The sequence below is a fragment of the Sphingobium sp. IP1 genome, from assembly GCF_002708645.1.
Classification (GTDB): domain Bacteria; phylum Pseudomonadota; class Alphaproteobacteria; order Sphingomonadales; family Sphingomonadaceae; genus Sphingobium; species Sphingobium yanoikuyae.
In genome coordinates this window covers 21,073-37,952 of the sequence record NZ_NOIW01000012.1, presented here as the reverse complement: position 1 = coordinate 37,952, position 16,880 = coordinate 21,073, and the positions used below count along the sequence as shown (strand labels likewise).

15 protein-coding genes are annotated in these 16,880 nt (G+C 65.0%); 12 read left to right on the top strand and 3 right to left on the bottom strand.

All coding sequences use genetic code 11. The features are described 5' to 3' along the window. Window positions 1–153 precede the first annotated feature (153 nt). A complete protein-coding gene (locus CG471_RS06125; protein WP_180275627.1) occupies window positions 154–2,949 on the top strand; it encodes a TonB-dependent receptor in 2,796 nt (931 codons plus the stop codon). Here CG471_RS06125 and CG471_RS06120 read toward each other — a convergent pair. Further along, the gene (locus CG471_RS06120; protein ID WP_099231175.1) at window positions 2,927–3,661 is read right to left on the bottom strand and encodes a YggS family pyridoxal phosphate-dependent enzyme; all 735 of its coding nucleotides are present in this window, start codon (window positions 3,659–3,661) and stop codon (window positions 2,927–2,929) included. The genes CG471_RS06125 and CG471_RS06120 overlap by 23 nt on opposite strands. Window positions 3,662–3,684: 23 nt before the next feature. On the opposite strand from CG471_RS06120, the gene CG471_RS06115 reads away from it, so the two are divergent. The 3 genes from CG471_RS06115 to CG471_RS06105 all read left to right on the top strand — a co-directional run bounded on the left by CG471_RS06115 (window position 3,685) and on the right by CG471_RS06105 (window position 5,064). After that, the gene (locus tag CG471_RS06115) at window positions 3,685–4,239 is read left to right on the top strand and encodes a thiamine phosphate synthase (protein WP_180275624.1); all 555 of its coding nucleotides are present in this window, start codon (window positions 3,685–3,687) and stop codon (window positions 4,237–4,239) included. Window positions 4,240–4,334: 95 nt separating this feature from the next. Continuing rightward, the gene (locus tag CG471_RS06110; protein WP_004209181.1) at window positions 4,335–4,658 is read left to right on the top strand and encodes a carboxymuconolactone decarboxylase family protein; all 324 of its coding nucleotides are present in this window, start codon (window positions 4,335–4,337) and stop codon (window positions 4,656–4,658) included. Further along, window positions 4,645–5,064: a putative quinol monooxygenase gene (locus CG471_RS06105; RefSeq protein WP_257211442.1), complete on the top strand. Its 420-nt coding sequence runs from the start codon at window positions 4,645–4,647 to the stop codon at window positions 5,062–5,064. The genes CG471_RS06110 and CG471_RS06105 overlap by 14 nt, the downstream gene beginning before the upstream one ends. 61 nt (window positions 5,065–5,125) lie before the next feature. Here CG471_RS06105 and CG471_RS06100 read toward each other — a convergent pair whose 3' ends face one another. Beyond that, entirely contained in the window at window positions 5,126–5,854 is a 729-nt protein-coding gene (locus tag CG471_RS06100; RefSeq protein ID WP_004209179.1) for a hypothetical protein, read from the bottom strand. 234 nt (window positions 5,855–6,088) lie between these two features. On the opposite strand from CG471_RS06100, the gene CG471_RS06095 reads away from it, so the two are divergent. The 6 genes from CG471_RS06095 (at window position 6,089) to CG471_RS06070 (ending at window position 13,519) form a co-directional block, all read left to right on the top strand. After that, window positions 6,089–6,535, top strand: a complete 447-nt coding sequence (locus tag CG471_RS06095) for a DUF3576 domain-containing protein (protein ID WP_004209178.1) — start codon at window positions 6,089–6,091, stop codon at window positions 6,533–6,535. A 103-nt stretch (window positions 6,536–6,638) separates the two neighbouring features. Beyond that, a complete protein-coding gene (gene leuS / locus CG471_RS06090; protein ID WP_099231169.1) occupies window positions 6,639–9,152 on the top strand; it encodes a leucine--tRNA ligase in 2,514 nt (837 codons plus the stop codon). Window positions 9,153–9,216: 64 nt separating this feature from the next. Then, the gene (gene lptE, locus CG471_RS06085) at window positions 9,217–9,762 is read left to right on the top strand and encodes an LPS assembly lipoprotein LptE (RefSeq protein ID WP_099231167.1); all 546 of its coding nucleotides are present in this window, start codon (window positions 9,217–9,219) and stop codon (window positions 9,760–9,762) included. Continuing rightward, window positions 9,759–10,787 carry a DNA polymerase III subunit delta gene (gene holA / locus CG471_RS06080; protein ID WP_004209175.1) on the top strand — a complete coding sequence of 343 codons (1,029 nt, stop codon included), beginning with the start codon at window positions 9,759–9,761 and terminating at the stop codon, window positions 10,785–10,787. The genes lptE and holA overlap by 4 nt, the downstream gene beginning before the upstream one ends. A 43-nt stretch (window positions 10,788–10,830) precedes the next feature. Next, window positions 10,831–11,235: a peptide-methionine (R)-S-oxide reductase MsrB gene (gene msrB / locus CG471_RS06075; RefSeq protein ID WP_004209174.1), complete on the top strand. Its 405-nt coding sequence runs from the start codon at window positions 10,831–10,833 to the stop codon at window positions 11,233–11,235. A gap of 190 nt (window positions 11,236–11,425) precedes the next feature. After that, the gene (locus CG471_RS06070; RefSeq protein ID WP_099231165.1) at window positions 11,426–13,519 is read left to right on the top strand and encodes a transglycosylase domain-containing protein; all 2,094 of its coding nucleotides are present in this window, start codon (window positions 11,426–11,428) and stop codon (window positions 13,517–13,519) included. Window positions 13,520–13,528: 9 nt separating this feature from the next. Here the strand turns inward: CG471_RS06070 and CG471_RS06065 are convergent, their stop codons facing one another. Further along, window positions 13,529–14,494, bottom strand: a complete 966-nt coding sequence (locus CG471_RS06065; RefSeq protein ID WP_099231163.1) for a retroviral-like aspartic protease family protein — start codon at window positions 14,492–14,494, stop codon at window positions 13,529–13,531. 278 nt (window positions 14,495–14,772) lie between these two features. Between CG471_RS06065 and rho the strand changes: the two genes are divergently transcribed. Further along, on the top strand, window positions 14,773–16,029 hold the full coding sequence (gene rho, locus CG471_RS06060; protein WP_004209171.1) for a transcription termination factor Rho: 1,257 nt from the start codon (window positions 14,773–14,775) through the stop codon (window positions 16,027–16,029). Window positions 16,030–16,145: 116 nt separating this feature from the next. After that, window positions 16,146–16,865, top strand: a complete 720-nt coding sequence (locus CG471_RS06055) for a YjbE family putative metal transport protein (RefSeq protein ID WP_004209170.1) — start codon at window positions 16,146–16,148, stop codon at window positions 16,863–16,865. The last annotated feature ends 15 nt before the right edge of the window (window positions 16,866–16,880 follow it).

Below are 16,880 nucleotides of genomic sequence, written 5' to 3'. Positions count from 1 at the left end.
CTAGGCAACAGGGCCATGCAGCCATCATCACGCAACTGCGGAAAACGCCCGGAATCACGCGATATATTGCGTTATTCCGACTGTGGCAGCATAATCGCGCATAGTCCCGACCCGGCAAAAAGCCAGGCGGGCCAGGAGAGGATGCACATCATGATGCACAAGAGCCTTTGGCTGCTGTCCGCCGGTGCCGTCGCGCTGGTGGGCGCCATACCGCTTGCCCATGCCCAGGATGCCGCGCCGCAGGCGGCGGTGGACACCGAAAGCGTCGACATCATCGTCACCGCGACCCGCCGCGCCAGCCCGTTGTCCGACGTGCCGATCGCGGTATCGGCGGTCGGCCAGCAGGCGATGCAGAATAGCGGCGCCAATGATATTCGCGCGCTCAACCAGCTGGCGCCGTCCCTGCTGGTCTCTTCGACCGGGACCGAGGCCAATGGTTCGGCCCGTATTCGCGGCATCGGCACGGTCGGCGACAATCCTGGCCTGGAAAGCTCGGTCGCGGTGTTCATCGACGGCGTCTATCGGTCGCGCACCGGTGCGGGCCTCAATGATCTGGGCGAGATCGAGCGGGTCGAGGTGCTGCGCGGGCCGCAGGGCACACTGTTCGGCCGCAACGCGTCGGCGGGCCTGATCAACATCGTCAGCAAGGGGCCGGAATTCACCCTGGGTGGCATGGCCGAGGCGACCTATGGCAATTATGATTATTGGCGCCTGGCCGGGCGCATCACCGGCCCGATCGCCAAGGGGATCGCGTTGAGCCTGGACGGCGTCTGGTCGAAGCGTGACGGTTTCTACGATCTGGTCGATACCAGCGGCAACAAGGTTGGTGATACCAATGATCGCGACCGCTATTTCCTGCGTGGTCAGGCGCTGATCGAACCCAATGATGCCCTGTCGATCCGGCTGATCGGCGATTATACCAATCGCGACGAAAGCTGCTGCGGCGCGGCCTATGTCGAGACGCGCGAACGGCGGCCGGCGACCGGCGGCGGCTATAGCACGGCGCCGTTCAACCGCATCGGCGCGATCCTGGCCGGGCAGGGCAGCGTCTTCCCCGCCGATCCCTATGATCGCGAGCTGACCATCACCGAAGGGCGCGACTATGTCAGCAAGCTCAAGGATTGGGGCGTGTCGGGCGAGATCAACTATGATCTGGGCGGCGCGAAACTGACCAGCATCACCGCCTATCGCGACTATAAATCCCGCGACTATGGCGATTATGACTATTCGGGCGCCGACCTTCTCTATCGTGATCCCAACACCTATCGCCAGTTCAAGACCTTCACCCAGGAATTGCGGGCGCAGGGTTCAGCCTTCAACGAGGCGCTCGACTGGCTGGTGGGCGGCTATTACGCCAATGAGAAGCTGACGCTGGAGGATAATATCCGCTTCGGCGCCGACTATGGCCGCTTTGCCGCCTGTCGCCTGATGGCGGGCGCGGGCGTCAACAGCAACTTCACCGCAGCGCAACTGGCGGCCTGCGGCAGCGGTCTTGCCACGTCGGCGCTGATCGGTGGCACGCAGGCCAATCTCAACGCCGGCCTGACCGCCGCGCTGATCAATGCCGGATTGCCGGCCGGCGTCGCGGCGGCACAGGCGGGGGCGATCTCCACCGGTCTTGGCAATGGCCTGCGCGCGCTGGCGGCGATCCCGGAAGGCACCGGTGACGTTGCCTCCATCTATCGCCAGAAGAGCGAGAATTGGGCGCTCTTTACCCATAATATCATCCACATCACCAAGCGGCTCGATCTGACCCTGGGCCTGCGCTACACCCATGAATCGAAGAAATTCTCTTCGGATTTCAATAACAACAACGCGACCTGCGCGGCGTTGCAGGCCTCTTCGCTGCCGACGCTGGCGACCAATGCGGCGCTGGGCAGCGCGGCGGCGCTGGCGGGCGGCATCCTGACGCTCGGCTGCCTTGGCAATGGCTCGACCACGCTCAATGCGCTCGACCTCAACGACAAGATCAGCGACGGCGAGTTCAGCGGCACGGCAGTGCTGTCGTGGAAGCCGATCGACGAGATGCTGGTCTATGGCAGCTATTCCAAGGGCTATAAGGCGGGCGGCTTCAACCTCGACCGCTTCCAGCTGGGATCGACCGGCCTGAACACGGTGCCGGCGGTCTATGCGCCGCGCACCAATGCCGATGTGACGAGCCTGCGCTTTGCCGCAGAGAAGGTCGATGCCTTTGAAATCGGCTTCAAATATACCCAGCCGAAATGGAGCGCGAACATCGCGGCCTTCCGCCAGGAGTTCAAGAATTTCCAGCTGAACACCTTCAACGGCACCAGCTTCGTCGTGCAGAATATCAATGGCTGTGACAGTGCCCTGTCGGCGGCGCGGACCTGCGATTCCGGCGATGTCGGGCCGGGCCTGATCAGTCAGGGCGTGGAGCTGGAACTGACCGCTTCACCGGTGCGCCATTTCCGCCTGACCGGTGGCCTGACCTACGCACGGGCGAAATTCGCCAAGCGGCTGGTCGGCAGCGGCGATGGCAGCGTGCCGCTCGATCCTGCGCTGTTCCTGTTGCCCGGATCGATCAACAGCAATGCGCCGCAACTGGTGACGACCGCGAGCATGGCCTGGACGCCGGATATCGGGTCGAACGGCCTGTCCGCGCTCTTCTACATCGATGGCCGCATGATGAGCGACTATAATACCGGCTCCGATCTGTTCCCGGAAAAGGCGCAGGACGGCTTTGCGGTGTTCAATGCGCGCGTCGGTCTGCGAGGCAAGGACCAGCGCTGGGCGGTCGAATTCTGGGGCCAGAATATCTTCAACCAGGATTATACCCAGGTCGCCTTCAGCAGCCCGCTCCAGTCGAGCAGCCCGGCGACATCGACCACCGGTCAGTTCGTGCAGGGCGCGCCGATGGCGAACCAGCTGATCTCTGCCTATCTGGCTGAGCCCCGCACCTATGGCATTACCTTGCGGGGGCGTTTCTGATCATCCCTAGGCCGCTCCGGGGGACGGGGCGGCTGACGGGGGCGCGTTCGCCGAACAGGGCGGTGCCGACGCGAATGTCGGTGGCGCCCAGCATCAGGGCGGTTTCGAAATCGCCCGACATGCCCATCGACAGGCGCGGGAGTCCCTCTTCCCGCGCCATTTTCGCGAGCAGGGCGAAATAGGGGGCGGGCTCCACATCGGCCGGCGGCACGCACATCAGGCCGAGCAGCGGGATGTCGGCGTCGCGCGCGGCGGCGATCAGCGCCGGCACATCGGCGATCGGACAGCCGCCCTTCTGTTCCTCGGCACCGATATTCACCTGGATGAAGCAGGGCAGGCGCTTGCCCGCGGCGTCCATCGCCTTGGCGAGCGCGCTCAGCAGCGAAAGGCGATCGAGCGAATGGATGACGTCGAACAGGGCGACGGCATCGGCGGCCTTGTTCGACTGCAACTGGCCGACCAGATGCAGGGTCAGATCCGAGAATTGCTCGCGCAGGGCGGGCCATTTGTCCTCGCTTTCCTGGACGCGGTTTTCGCCGAAGACGCGCTGGCCGGCGTGGATCAGCGGAAGGATCGCTTCGGCCGACTGGGTCTTGGACACGGCGATCAGGTTGATGTCGTCGGCGCTGCGCTGGGTCAGGCGGGCGGCGCGGTCGATCTGGTCGCGCAGGGTGGCGAGGCGGGCCGCAGCTTCGGGGATGTCGATGTTCATGGCGGCTGCTATAGGCGATGGCCATGCACGCCCGCCACCGCAAAAAGCTGCCCGGCCTCTGGCTGATGACCGATGAGCGGGTGGAGGATGCGTCCTTGCTGGCGGCGGCGGCGCGCATGCCACGCGGGCGCGCGGGGATCGTCTTTCGCCATTATCGCACCGAGGCGGTGAAACGACGCGCGCTGTTCGAGGTGTTGCGGGCGATTGCGCGGCAGCGGCGGCTGGTGCTGATGCTGGCGGGGGACGCGCGGACGGCGGCGGCCTGGCGCGCGGATGGCTGGCATGGGCGGGATGGGCCGAAAAATTTCCACAGACTTATCCACAGCCTGGCGGCGCATGATCGGCGGGAGATTCAGGCGGCGGCGCGCGCGGATATGGTCTTTCTGTCGCCGCTGTTCCCGACCCGGTCGCATCCCGGTGCCGGGGCGCTGGGGCGGATCGGTTTTGCGGCGCTCGCGCGGCAGGCGAAGGCCCCCGTGATCGCGCTGGGCGGGGTCAGGGTAAAGCACCGCCATATGCTGCGCGGCATCGGCGCGGCGGGCTGGGCGGCGATCGATGGATTGACCGATGATATATGAATCCGGGTCATGGGGCCTAGCGCGGATACGGGCCTAATAGCCTGTGGATAAGTCGGGTAGGCTGGGGGACGCCGTCCATTTTGCGGAGACCCTACATGACCGAACCCACTGACGCGCGCCGATCCTTTGGCGATCTGGCGCCTCATCTGGCGGAAATGACCGACAAGACCCTGTTCGGCGAAGTCTGGGCCGATCCGGCACTATCGCCGCGCGACCGCAGCCTCATCACCATCACCAGCCTCATCTCGCTCTATCGCGGCAATGAGCTGCCCTTTCACCTGCAGCGGGCACTGGACAATGGGCTGACGCGCGAGGAGATCATCGCGACCATCACCCATCTGGCCTTCTATGCCGGCTGGCCGCCGGCGATGACGGCGCTGGGGATCGCCCGCAAGCTGTTCGACGATGCGCAGGGCTAAGGCGGCGATGGGCGTATTGACGCTGGCCGCCTTCATGCTGGGCATCGGAGCGGGGCGACAGGCCAAGGCGCAGGCCGCGCCGGACAAGCCGATCGTGCGGATCGCGGAGCTGGAGATCGATCCGGCGCAAATCGAGGATTATAAGGTCTATCTGCGCGAGGAGATTGCCGCATCGGTGGCGCAGGAGCCGGGCGTGCTGTCGCTGTCGGCGGTGGCGATCGCCGGGAAGCCGGCGAGCATCCGCCTGCTGGAAGTCTATGCCAGTGACGCGGCCTATCAGGCGCATCTCAAGACACCGCATTTCCTGAAATATAAGCAGGGCACTGCCGACATGGTGCAGTCGCTACGCCTGATCGAGACGGAGCCGGTCATGCTCTGCGCCAAGGGTGGCGGCAGTTACTGCTGACGCATTGGAGTGATCGGCATCAGGCGATGCCTATCGTCCGTATCCTTGCTCTTTCAGGCGATCAGAATTTGAAGATGGTGCCCAGATAGACGGCCTGGTTGTCCTGGCGCTCGTCGGTCATCGGGGTCAGGCGGCCGGCAACGCTGTTGTTGTAGCGGATGCCCGCCGTCACGTTCAGGTTGCGGGTCAGCGAATAGGAGCTGGCCAGATCCAGCGAATAATCCTTGTCCGCACTCGGGTTGCGGACGGTCGCCGTCGGCTCGCGACGGCTTTCCAGCAGCACCTTGGTGCTGAAGCGATCCTTCTTGCCGTCATCCAGCGAGAAATTCTTCGCATCGACCATGGTTTCGACCGGCACCGGGTCCAGCGCCTTGCGGCCGGTATTTTCCGGCAGGGCGAACTTGCGCCAGCCATGCTCGCCGTTCAGGCTGAAGCTGACGGGCGCGATGTTGACCGGGACCACCGAGCGGTTGGCGGCGACGCGATCGACGTCGCTGGCGCGGACCATGACGGTGATCGAGCGCTGGCCGCTGAGCGAACCGCTGGTCGGCGTGAAGCGGAAATTCTGACGACCGGCCGAGGCGGCGATCTTCGCATAGGCCGCAGCCAGACGCGAATCCTTGGTCGTGGGGGTGAAGGAGGAAATGCTGCCCAGCGCGCCGAGCGACACCGGGGCTTCCTCACGCATGCGGACGAGATCGGTTGCGGCGCCAAAAGCGGGCGACAGCATGAAGCCAGCGACGGCGATTGCCGAGCCTGCCAATGCCAAATGTCCCCGTTTCACGCGCATGATTCGAATCTCTTCCCCACCGGTTATTTTTCAAGACGCATTAGACACCAAAAAGCGCCATTGACCAGAGGCGCTATCCGCTTTTTGTCTGAGCTGTTGCACAGAGCACACAGACTCCGAGGACGGGTTGCGACGATCCGTGGCGTGTCGGACCCGCGCGCCCCCTTGCCCAATGGCGCGCGTCGACTATAGAAGCGGGGCGTTTTTCGTCTTTTTCAAGCTAGGACATGCCTGATGGTCCGTCGCCTTCCCGTTACCCTTTCCTCCGGTCTTCTGCTGGCTGCGCTCCTGCCGCTTGCCGCATGCGGGGGCGGCGCGAAGGAACGGCCCAAGGCCGATCTGGCCGCGTCGAAGGTCACCACCATCGGCGTCAACGCCTATCTGTGGCGCGCCAGCCTGGACACGCTGTCCTTCATGCCGATGGTGCAGACCGATTCCAACGGCGGCGTCATCGTCACCGACTGGTATACCAATCCCAACACGCCGAGTGAAAGGATGAAGGTCACCGTGTCGATCCTGGACCAGGATCTGCGCGCCGACGCGCTGCGCGTGGCCGCCAGCCGCCAGGTCAACCAGAATGGCCAGTGGGTCGATGCCCCGGTGCAGGCCGCGACGGTGCAGAAGCTGGAAGAGATCATCCTGACCAAGGCGCGCGACCTGCGCCGCATGGCGATCGGCTGAACCACCCCTTTCGGGCGCGACTGATACGGTAACGCCCTGTTTTCAAACCATCGGGGCTGGGCTTTTACAGAGCCCAGCCCGCTTGCATTTGTAAGGACATGACATGCAAAGGCGCTTCAACCCGCTGGAGGCCGACGCCCGCTGGCAGGCCGTCTGGGACGAGAAGCAGAGCTTCAAGGCGGACGATGCCTCGACGAAGCCGCGCAGCTACGTGCTGGAGATGTTCCCCTATCCGTCGGGGCGCATCCATATCGGTCATGTCCGCAACTACTCGATGGGCGACGTGCTGGCGCGCTTCCGCCGGATGACCGGCCATGAAGTGCTGCATCCGATGGGCTGGGACGCGTTCGGCATGCCGGCCGAAAATGCGGCGATGGAAAAGAAGGTGCATCCGGGCGAATGGACCCGGTCCAACATCGCCAACATGCGCGCGCAGCTGAAGAAGCTGGGTTTCGCGATCGACTGGAGCCGCGAACTCGCCACCTGCGAGCCGGATTATTATGGTCATGAACAGGCGCTGTTCCTGGACATGCTGGAATCGGGTCTGGTCTATCGCAAGGAAAGCCAGGTCAACTGGGATCCGGTCGACATGACCGTGCTGGCGAACGAGCAGGTGATCGACGGGCGCGGCTGGCGCTCGGGCGCGTTGGTCGAGAAGCGCAAGCTCAACCAGTGGTTCCTCAAGATCACCCAGTTCGCCGACGATCTGCTGGAGGGCCTCCAGACGCTCGACCAGTGGCCCGACAAGGTGCGGCTGATGCAGGAAAACTGGATCGGCAAGTCGGTCGGCCTGCAGTTCAGCTTCAAGCCGGTCGCGCCGTTCGACAGCGAGATCGAGGTCTATTCGACCCGCCCCGACACGATCTTCGGCGCCAGCTTCGTCGCGATCGCGGCCGACCACCCGGTCGCGCAGGCCGTCGCCGCGAACAACCCCGATGCCGTTGCCTTCATCGAGAAGTGCAAGGAAGGCGGCACCACCGCCGCCGAGCTGGAAACGGCGGAGAAGCTGGGCTTCGACACCGGCCTGACGGTCGCGCATCCGTTCGATCCGGAATGGCACCTGCCCGTCTTCATCGCCAATTTCGTGCTGATGGACTATGGCACCGGCGCCGTCATGGGCGTGCCCGCGCATGACCAGCGCGACCTCGACTTCGCGCGCAAATATATGCTGCCGGTCGAGCGTGTCGTCGCGCTGGATGGCGAAGCCGACAAGCCGATCCATGACGAGGCCTATACCGGCCCCGGCCATCTGGTGAACTCGCGCTTCCTGGACGGCATGGCGGTCGAAGCCGCCAAGGCCGCCGTCATCGCCCGCGCCGAGGGTGAAGGCTGGGGCGCGGGCAAGACCGTGTTCCGCCTGCGCGACTGGGGCGTGTCGCGCCAGCGTTACTGGGGCACCCCGATCCCGGTCATTCATTGCGATGATTGTGGCGTGGTGGGCGTGCCCAAGGACCAGCTGCCGGTGAAGCTGCCCGAGGATGTGACCTTCGACATTCCCGGCAATCCGCTGGACCGCCACCCGACCTGGAAGCATGTCGATTGCCCGTCCTGCGGCAAGGCAGCGCGGCGCGAGACCGACACGCTCGACACCTTTGCGGATTCGAGCTGGTATTTCATCCGCTTTGCCAGCCAGCCCGACGACAAGCCGTTTGATCGTGCGACCGTCGAGCAGTGGTTGCCGGTCGGCCAATATATTGGTGGCGTGGAACATGCGATCCTGCATCTCCTCTACGCCCGCTTCTGGACCCGCGCGCTGCAGCATATGGGCCAGCTCGGCTTTGCCGAGCCCTTCACCGGCCTGTTCACCCAGGGCATGGTGACGCACGAAACCTACAAGGCCGGCGATGGCAGCTGGCTGTCGCCGCAGGAAATCAAGAAGTCCGGCGACGACTATATCCATATCGAGAGCGGGGCGCCGGTCACGGTCGGCCGCGTCGAGAAGATGTCCAAGTCGAAGAAGAATGTCGTCGATCCCGATGACATCATCGAACAATATGGTGCCGACGCCGTGCGCTGGTTCATGCTGTCGGACAGCCCGCCCGAGCGCGACCTGCCCTGGACCGAAGCCGGCATCGAGGGCAGCTGGCGCTTCGTCAACCGCGTCTGGCGCCTGTTCGGCGAAGCCGATGCGGCGGCGGAAGGCCAGGACAAGGCGCTCGACCGCAAGCTGCACCAGACGATCGACGGCGTCGCCAAGGATATCGAGGCGCTGGGCTTCAACAAGGCCGTCGCCAAGATCTATGAGTTGGTGAACGCGATCGAGAAGGCCAAGCCGTCGGCCAGCCGCACCGCGGCGATCCGCGCACTGGCGCTTCTGGTCGCGCCGATGACCCCGCACCTGGCCGAAGAGGGCTGGGCCGAGATGGCGCAGCCGGGCCTGATCGCCGAAGCCGCCTGGCCGGCGGTCGATCCGGCACTGCTGGTCGAGGATGAAGTGACCATCGCCTGCCAGGTGATGGGCAAGCTGCGCGACACCATCACCGTGCCCAAGGGCACGCCGAAGGACGAGCTGGAAAAGCTGGCGCTGGCCGCGCCGAACGTCGTTCGCACGCTGGATGGCGCCACCCCCAAGAAGGTGATCGTGGTGCCCGATCGTCTGGTCAATCTGGTCATCTGACCTGTGCCCGTCACCCCGACCTTTGGTTCGACAAGGGCGGGGTGACGGGATAAGGATCATGCCCATGAAGCGCATCCTTCCCCTCGTCGCCCTGACTCTCCTTACCGCCTGCGGGCTGCGCCCGGTCTATGGCGGCGGCAGCCATGGCGCGGTGGCGCAGGGGCTGGGTCATGTCGAAGTGCAGGATATTGCGGGCAAGGGCGGCTGGCTGATGCGCAACGCGCTCAACGACCGGCTTGGCGCGATCAGCAATGGTTCCGGCCCCAGCTACAAGCTGGTGGTGAAGCTGGACGACCAGATCAGCGGTTTCGGTTTGCGGTCCGACGCGGCCATCACCCGTGAGCGGCGCACGCTGCGGGCGCGCTATCAGCTGATCGACGAAGCGACCGGTGCGCAGGTGCTGGACGACAGCGCCGGGTCGGACGCCGGCATCAACGCGACGTCGAGCGAATATGCGACGATCGCGGCGGAAGACACGGCGCTGGAGCGGCTGTCGGAGATCGTGGCCGACCAGATCGTCACCCGCCTGGCGCTGTATGCGACGCGCAAGGAAGGCGCCCAGGCGGCGCCATCGCCGGCCCCGTCGTCGGCGGCGTCGACCGGCCAGTGAAAGCCAATCGCGGCCAGATAGAAAAGGCGCTCGACGCGCCGCCGTCGGATATCCGCTTCTTCCTGCTCTATGGTCCTGACGAGGCGGGCAGCACGGCGCTCGCCAGGCGGCTGGAGCGGGCGATGGGGCCGGGGGCCGAGCGGGTCGACCTGGACGTGGCCACGCTGCGCGAGGATCCGGCGCGGCTGGCGGACGAGGCGGCGTCCTTCTCGATGTTCGGCGACAAGCGCTGGGTGCGGATCAACGGCATGGGCGATGAATCGCTGCCGGCGGTTACGGCGTTGCTGGAGGCGGAGGCGGCGGGCAATCCGGTGATCGCGATTGCCGGTGCGCTCAAGGCGACGTCGAAGCTGGTCAAGCTGGCGCTCGACCACAAGGGCTGCATGGCCTTCATCTCCTATCAGCCCGATGCGCGCGAGGCCGAGCAGATCGCCATGGCGACCGCGCGCGAGAACGGCCTGCGCCTGCCGCAGGAACTGGCGCGCCGCATCGTCGACCTGGCCAATGGCGACCGGGCGCTGATGGGAATCGAGATCGAGAAGCTGGTCCTCTATCTCGACGCCGCGCCGGAACAGCCGCGCGAGGCGACGGCGGAGGCGCTGGACGCGCTGTCGGCCGACAATCCCGATTCCGACGCGGCGCCGCTGGTCAATGCGGTGTTGGGCGGCGACCTCAGGGCGATGCACAAGGAACTCAACAATCTGGCGGAGATCGGCGCGGCCATGGCATCGGTGATCCGGCCGCTGCTGACCCGCGCCATGCTGATCGCCAATATCCGCGCGGATTTCGACAGCAGCGGGCGGCTGGAGGCGGCGGTGGAATCGGCCGGCAAGGCGGTCTTCTGGAAGGAGAAGGGGCTGGTCACCCGACAGGTGCGGCTGTGGGACGCGACCGGCATCGCCCGCGTCATCCAGCGTCTGGCCCAGGCCGAACGGTCCAGCCGCGGCGGCAAGGGGCTTGGCGACCTACTGGTGCGGCATGAGCTGCTGGCGATCGCCCGACAGGCGGCGCGCGAGCGGGCCTGATCGCGGACTTGATAAGGTCTTCGGCGGACGCCATATTGCGGCCATGGAAAAGCTGGACCTGAGCGAAGCCGAATGGCGTGCGCGCCTTTCCCCCGAACAATATCATGTGCTGCGCGAAGCGGGCACCGAACGGGCCTTCACCGGCAAATATAACAGCAACAAGGCGGACGGCGTCTATTATTGCGCCGGTTGCGGCGCGGAGCTGTTCGATGCCGAGGAAAAATATGACAGCGGGTCGGGCTGGCCCAGCTTCACCGCGCCGGTCGATATCGACGCGGTCGAGGAAATCCGCGACGCCAGCCATGGCATGATCCGCACCGAGGTGCGTTGTGCCACCTGCGAAGGCCATCTGGGCCATGTCTTCCCTGATGGCCCCGGCGTCAACGGCCTGCGTTACTGCATGAACAGCGCGTCGCTGGATTTCAAATCGCGCGACGACGCGGAATAAGAGCGTCATAGGGACGGACTGGTGCGGGGCGGGGGCAGCATGTCCTGCCCGCCCCGGCTTGTTCGTACCTCCACCGATAATATTCATCGCGGGTAAAGCCGCATCATCCTTACAGACCGGGGAGTTTTCCGGACGAGCGCCCTGATTTGCGCTGGTCCGGGCCGGTAATAGCGCGTATCCGGGGCGGCAAATGGCACGATCTGACAAGAGCAAGAAGGCGCCGGGCAAGGCGAAGAAATGGCTGGTGCGCGGGCTAAAGATCGGTCTGGTCGGCGCCTTTGCCGGCTTGGTCGCGATCGGCGTGGCCGTGTTCATCGCGATGCAGTCACTGCCCGACTATAACAGCCTCAAATCCTCCCCCAATGGCCAGATGATCCGCGTCCATGCGGCGGACGGATCGGTCATCGTCTCCCTGGGGCCGAGCTTCGGTCGCTGGCTGAGCTATGACCAGATTCCCTCGGTCATGGTCGATGCGATGGTGTCGACCGAGGATCGCCGTTTCTACATGCACCCCGGCGTCGATCCGGTCGGCATGGCACGCGCGGCCTGGGTCGCGCTGGAACGACGCGGCAGCGGCCGGCGCTGGCAGGGGGCTTCGACCATCACCCAGCAGGTCGCGCGCAACATCTTCCTCAACAACAGCTATAGCTGGGGCCGCAAGGTCCGCGAGATGGTGCTGGCGATGGCGCTGGAGCGCAAATTCTCCAAGCAGCAGATCCTGGAACTCTATCTCAACAAGGTCTATTTCGGCGGCGGGGCCTATGGCATCGACGCCGCCAGTCGCAAATTTTTCGGCCATCCCGCGCAGAGCCTGGACCTGCCCGAGGCGGCGATCATCGCCGGTTTGGTGAAGGCGCCGTCCAGCTATTCGCCCACTGCCGATGCCGAGGCCGCGATCGGCCGCGCTGGCGTGGTGCTCGACCTGATGCAGGAAAATGGCAAGATCAGCGCTGCCGATCATGCCAATGCCAATCTGGACGGCGTGCGCATGGCGCCCGAGCCGCCGCAGAACAGCGTGCGCTATTTCACCGACTGGGCGCTGCCGCAGCTCGATACGCTGATCGACGAGCCCAATGAGCCGCTGGAAGTCTATACCACCATCGACCTTGGCATGCAGAATGCCGCGACCGCGGCGGTAAAGGCCAATGTGTCGAACGGCATGCAGGGCGCGCTGGTCAGCCTGGATCGCGACGGCGCGGTGCGCGCCATGGTCGGCGGGCTGGACTATGTGACGTCCAACTATAATCGCGCGACGACCGCCGTGCGCCAGCCCGGCTCGGCCTGGAAGATCTTCGTCTACATGGCGGCGCTGGAGGCAGGCTATACGCCTGATACCGGCGTCACCGACGAGCCGGTGACGATCAATGGCTGGAGCCCGCGCAACAGCAATGGCCGCTTTGCCGGCGCGATCGATATCCGCACCGCCTTTGCCTATTCGATCAACACGGTCGCGGCGAAGCTGGGCGTGGAGGTCGGCTTCCCGACCGTCGCCGACATGGCGCGCCGCTTCGGCATCACCACGCCGATCAACACCCACCCCTCGATGGTGCTGGGCACGTCGGACGTGCGGCTGATCGACATGACCCGCGCCTTCGCCTCGATCGCGCGCAAGGGTGTGGCAGTCACCCCCTATGGCATCACCAAGGTGACGACCGCCGACGGACGGATGCTCTACCAGCATCAGGACGATACCAGCCGCGTGCTGGTGGCGCCCTGGGTCGCGGCGGGCATGACCGACCTGATGCAGACCGCGGTCAGCACCGGCACCGGCAAGGCGGCACAGATCGGACGCCCGGTCGCGGGCAAGACCGGCACCACCAACAGCGGCAAGGATGGCTGGTTCCTGGGCTTTTCCAGCGGCATCACCACCGGCGTCTGGGTCGGCCGCGATGACGCCAAGGCGGTGCCTTCGCTCTATGGCGGTCGCGCGCCGGCCCACGCCTTTGCCGATTATATGAAGGTCGCCGTCGCCAAGCGGCCGGTGGAGCAGTTCGAGACCCAGGTCACTCTGCCCGAATGGCAGCTGGAGCCGGACGAGGAAGCTTATTATGGCCAGCCGGATAACGGCATGGAAGGCGGCATGATGGTCGATGAAAATGGCCTGCCGATCGACCGTGCCCGGCCGGCCGGCAGCGAGGCGGAGGATGGCGAGGAAGCGGCCCAGCCCGATCCGGCCGATCGCCCGGCGCCGCCGCGCCTGGACCAGCAGTGGATCGACAATGTGCTGGGCCGCACGCCGCGCCAGCGCCAGCCGGCCCAGCAGCAGCGACCCGAAAATCCCTGATCCCGTGCCTCAGCGTCCCTGACGGGGCGCTGAGGCCGCCAGCCGGACCGGATCGAGCGCGCCGGTATCGGGCAGCAGGAAATCCACCTTGCCCCGGCCGAAGTCGATCGCCACCCGGTCGAACAGCCGCAGCGCGTTCATCCCCAGCATCAGCGCGGGCTTGTCGGCCAGGCCCAGCTCGGCAAAGGGGCTGGCCTCGGCGAACAGCACCGGCACGCCGGTCAGCTTGACCCGGCCCATGCGCACGAAATCCAGTCGCCCGACATCGCCGGTCAGCGTGTCGCCGGTCACGCTGATCAGGCTGGCCTGCAGCAGTTCGGGGGCGCGTTTCTTGCGGAGCAGCTTGTCGCGCAGCGCCAGATTGCCGACGCTGAAATTGGCGCCGGTATCCAGGATGATGTTCACCTTCATCCCGTTGACGTCTGAATCGAGCAGGATCAGCTGCCCCTTGCGCCGGCGCGCCTCGACGATGATCGCATCGGGATCGCGCGGGGCCAGGCGGCGGCTTTCGCTGATCTCCATCCGGCCAGTGCGGAAATTGAGCAGCACCCGCTTGGCATGCAGGCTGTCGAGGCCGAGCAGGCCGGCGGCGCCAAGATGCTCGCCGTTCAGCACCGGTGCCTCTATATCGTCCACCGTGGTCGCGCCGAAGCCGAGCCGGGGCACGGCGACGGTCGGCACCTCCGCCTTGCCCGTCATGCTGAGGATGGTGACGATCCGCCGATTGGGCAGGGCGAGCCGGTCGGCCAGGTCGCGGGCGATGACCGTGCGCTGCGAGCCGGTGTCGATCACGAAGTTCCACGGCCCCTTGCCGTCGATATTGATGGGAATGGTGACGCGGTCGTCGAGCGAGGGGCCGGTGCGGACGACGGTGGGGGGTATGTCGGGATCGAGCGGGGGGCTATCCTGCGCGGCGAGTGGCAGCGCGGTGAGCGCGCCCGTGGCGATCGCCATCAGGGCACGGAAATAACGCATTTCCTCATCCTTCCGATATTTTATGTCTCATCATATCATGGGGCAGGATATGTCGTCCATCGCCGCAGATGGGGCACCACCTGTCGAAAATCCCCGGATAGCCCATGATTTCAGGCGGAATAGGGAAATGTCCTCGCTTGACTTGAGGGCCGGGCGCTCGCTAAACGCCGACTATTCCCCTCGCCCGTCCGGCGCGAGGCTTTCCCGAGACATTGACCGGGCAAAATCTCCTTTCTTACCCGGCTATTCTATCCCTCACTCCATCGGACCGACTCGCAATGCATCTCAAGGACCTCAAGAAGACAGTTCCCGCCGACCTCGTCACCATGGCGGAAGAACTGGGCGTCGAGGGCGCATCGACCCTGCGCAAGCAGGATCTGATGTTCGCCATCCTGAAGGCCGAGGCCGAAAATGGCGCGCAGATCATGGGTGAGGGCACGATCGAGGTGCTGCCGGACGGCTTCGGCTTCCTGCGCAGCCCTGAGGCGAATTTCCTGGCCGGTCCCGACGACATCTATGTCTCGCCGAACCAGGTCCGTCGCTTTGGCCTGCGCACCGGCGACACGGTCGAAGGCGAGATCCGCGCGCCCAAGGATGGCGAGCGCTATTTCGCCCTGACCAAGCTGCTGTCGGTCAATTTCGATGATCCGGACGTCGTCCGCCATCGCGTCAATTTCGACAACCTGACCCCGCTCTATCCCGAGCAGAAGCTGCGGCTCGACACGCTGGACCCGACCATCAAGGACAAGTCGGCCCGCGTCATCGACATCGTCTCGCCGCAGGGCAAGGGCCAGCGTACGCTGATCGTCGCGCCGCCGCGCGTCGGCAAGACGGTGATGCTGCAGAACATCGCCAAGGCCATCACCGACAATCATCCCGAAGTCTTCCTGATCGTCCTGCTGATCGACGAGCGCCCGGAAGAAGTCACCGACATGCAGCGCAGCGTGAAGGGTGAGGTCGTTTCCTCGACCTTCGACGAGCCTGCCACCCGCCACGTCCAGGTCGCCGAAATGGTGATCGAGAAGGCCAAGCGCCTGGTCGAGCACAAGAAGGATGTCGTCATCCTGCTCGACTCGATCACCCGTCTCGGCCGCGCCTACAACACTGTCGTACCCTCGTCGGGCAAGGTGCTGACCGGCGGCGTCGACGCCAACGCGCTGCAGCGCCCGAAGCGCTTCTTCGGCGCCGCGCGCAACATCGAGGAGGGGGGCTCGCTCTCGATCATCGCGACCGCGCTGATCGACACCGGCAGCCGCATGGACGAAGTCATCTTCGAAGAGTTCAAGGGCACCGGTAACTCGGAAATCGTGCTGGACCGCAAGGTTGCGGACAAGCGTATCTTCCCGGCGCTGGATGTCGGCAAGTCCGGCACCCGCAAGGAAGAGCTGCTGGTCGAGAAGCCGACGCTCAGCAAGATGTGGGTGCTGCGCCGCATCCTCATGCAGATGGGCACGGTCGACGCGATGGAATTCCTGCTCGACAAGATGAAGGATTCCAAGACCAACGAGGATTTCTTCGCGACCATGAACCAGTAAGCGCGGCGGCGGCTGCGCGGATGTGCGGCCACCCTGCCATATATTTTGCGGTGAGAGCCGGGCCATGTATATGGTCCGGCTTTCTTCATTTTCACATACAGGGACGTTAGGCCGTCATGCTCGACCTTATCGCCACCGCCGCTTCGGCCGCCCAGGGGCTCGGTTCCCCGGCGGATATCTGGCAGCATATCGTCAACGACTTCAGCAATATCGGGACGCCCAGCGCCCTGGCCGCCTTTGGCCAGGTGCTGATGATCGATATCCTGCTGGCGGGCGACAATGCGATCGTCGTTGGCGCGCTGGCCGCCGGCCTGCCGCCCAAGCAGCGCCAGCAGGTCATCCTGATCGGCATCATCGCCGCGCTGGTGCTGCGCATAGGCTTTGCGCTGGTGGTCAGCCAGCTGATGCAGATTGTCGGCCTGATCCTGGCCGGCGGCCTTTTGCTGTTGTGGGTCAGCTGGAAGATGTGGCGCGAATTGCGGCCCAATGCCGGCGCGCATACGCCTGATGATCCGAGCGACGACGATGTATCGGGCGTGCGCCCGGCCAAGAGCTTTGCCGCCGCCGCCTGGTCGGTGGCGATCGCCGACGTCAGCATGAGCCTGGACAATGTGCTGGCCGTGGCCGGCGCGGCGCGGGAACATCCCGGCATCCTGATCATCGGCCTGATCCTGTCGGTGGCGATGATGGGCATCGCGGCGAACATCATCGCCAAATATATCGAGCGCTTCCGCTGGCTGGCCTATCTGGGCCTGGCGGTGATCGTCTATGTTGCCTGCTCGATGATCTATGACGGCATCATGGACCGGTCGGTCGGCATATTGACGCTCTTCTGATCGATCTGATCGACG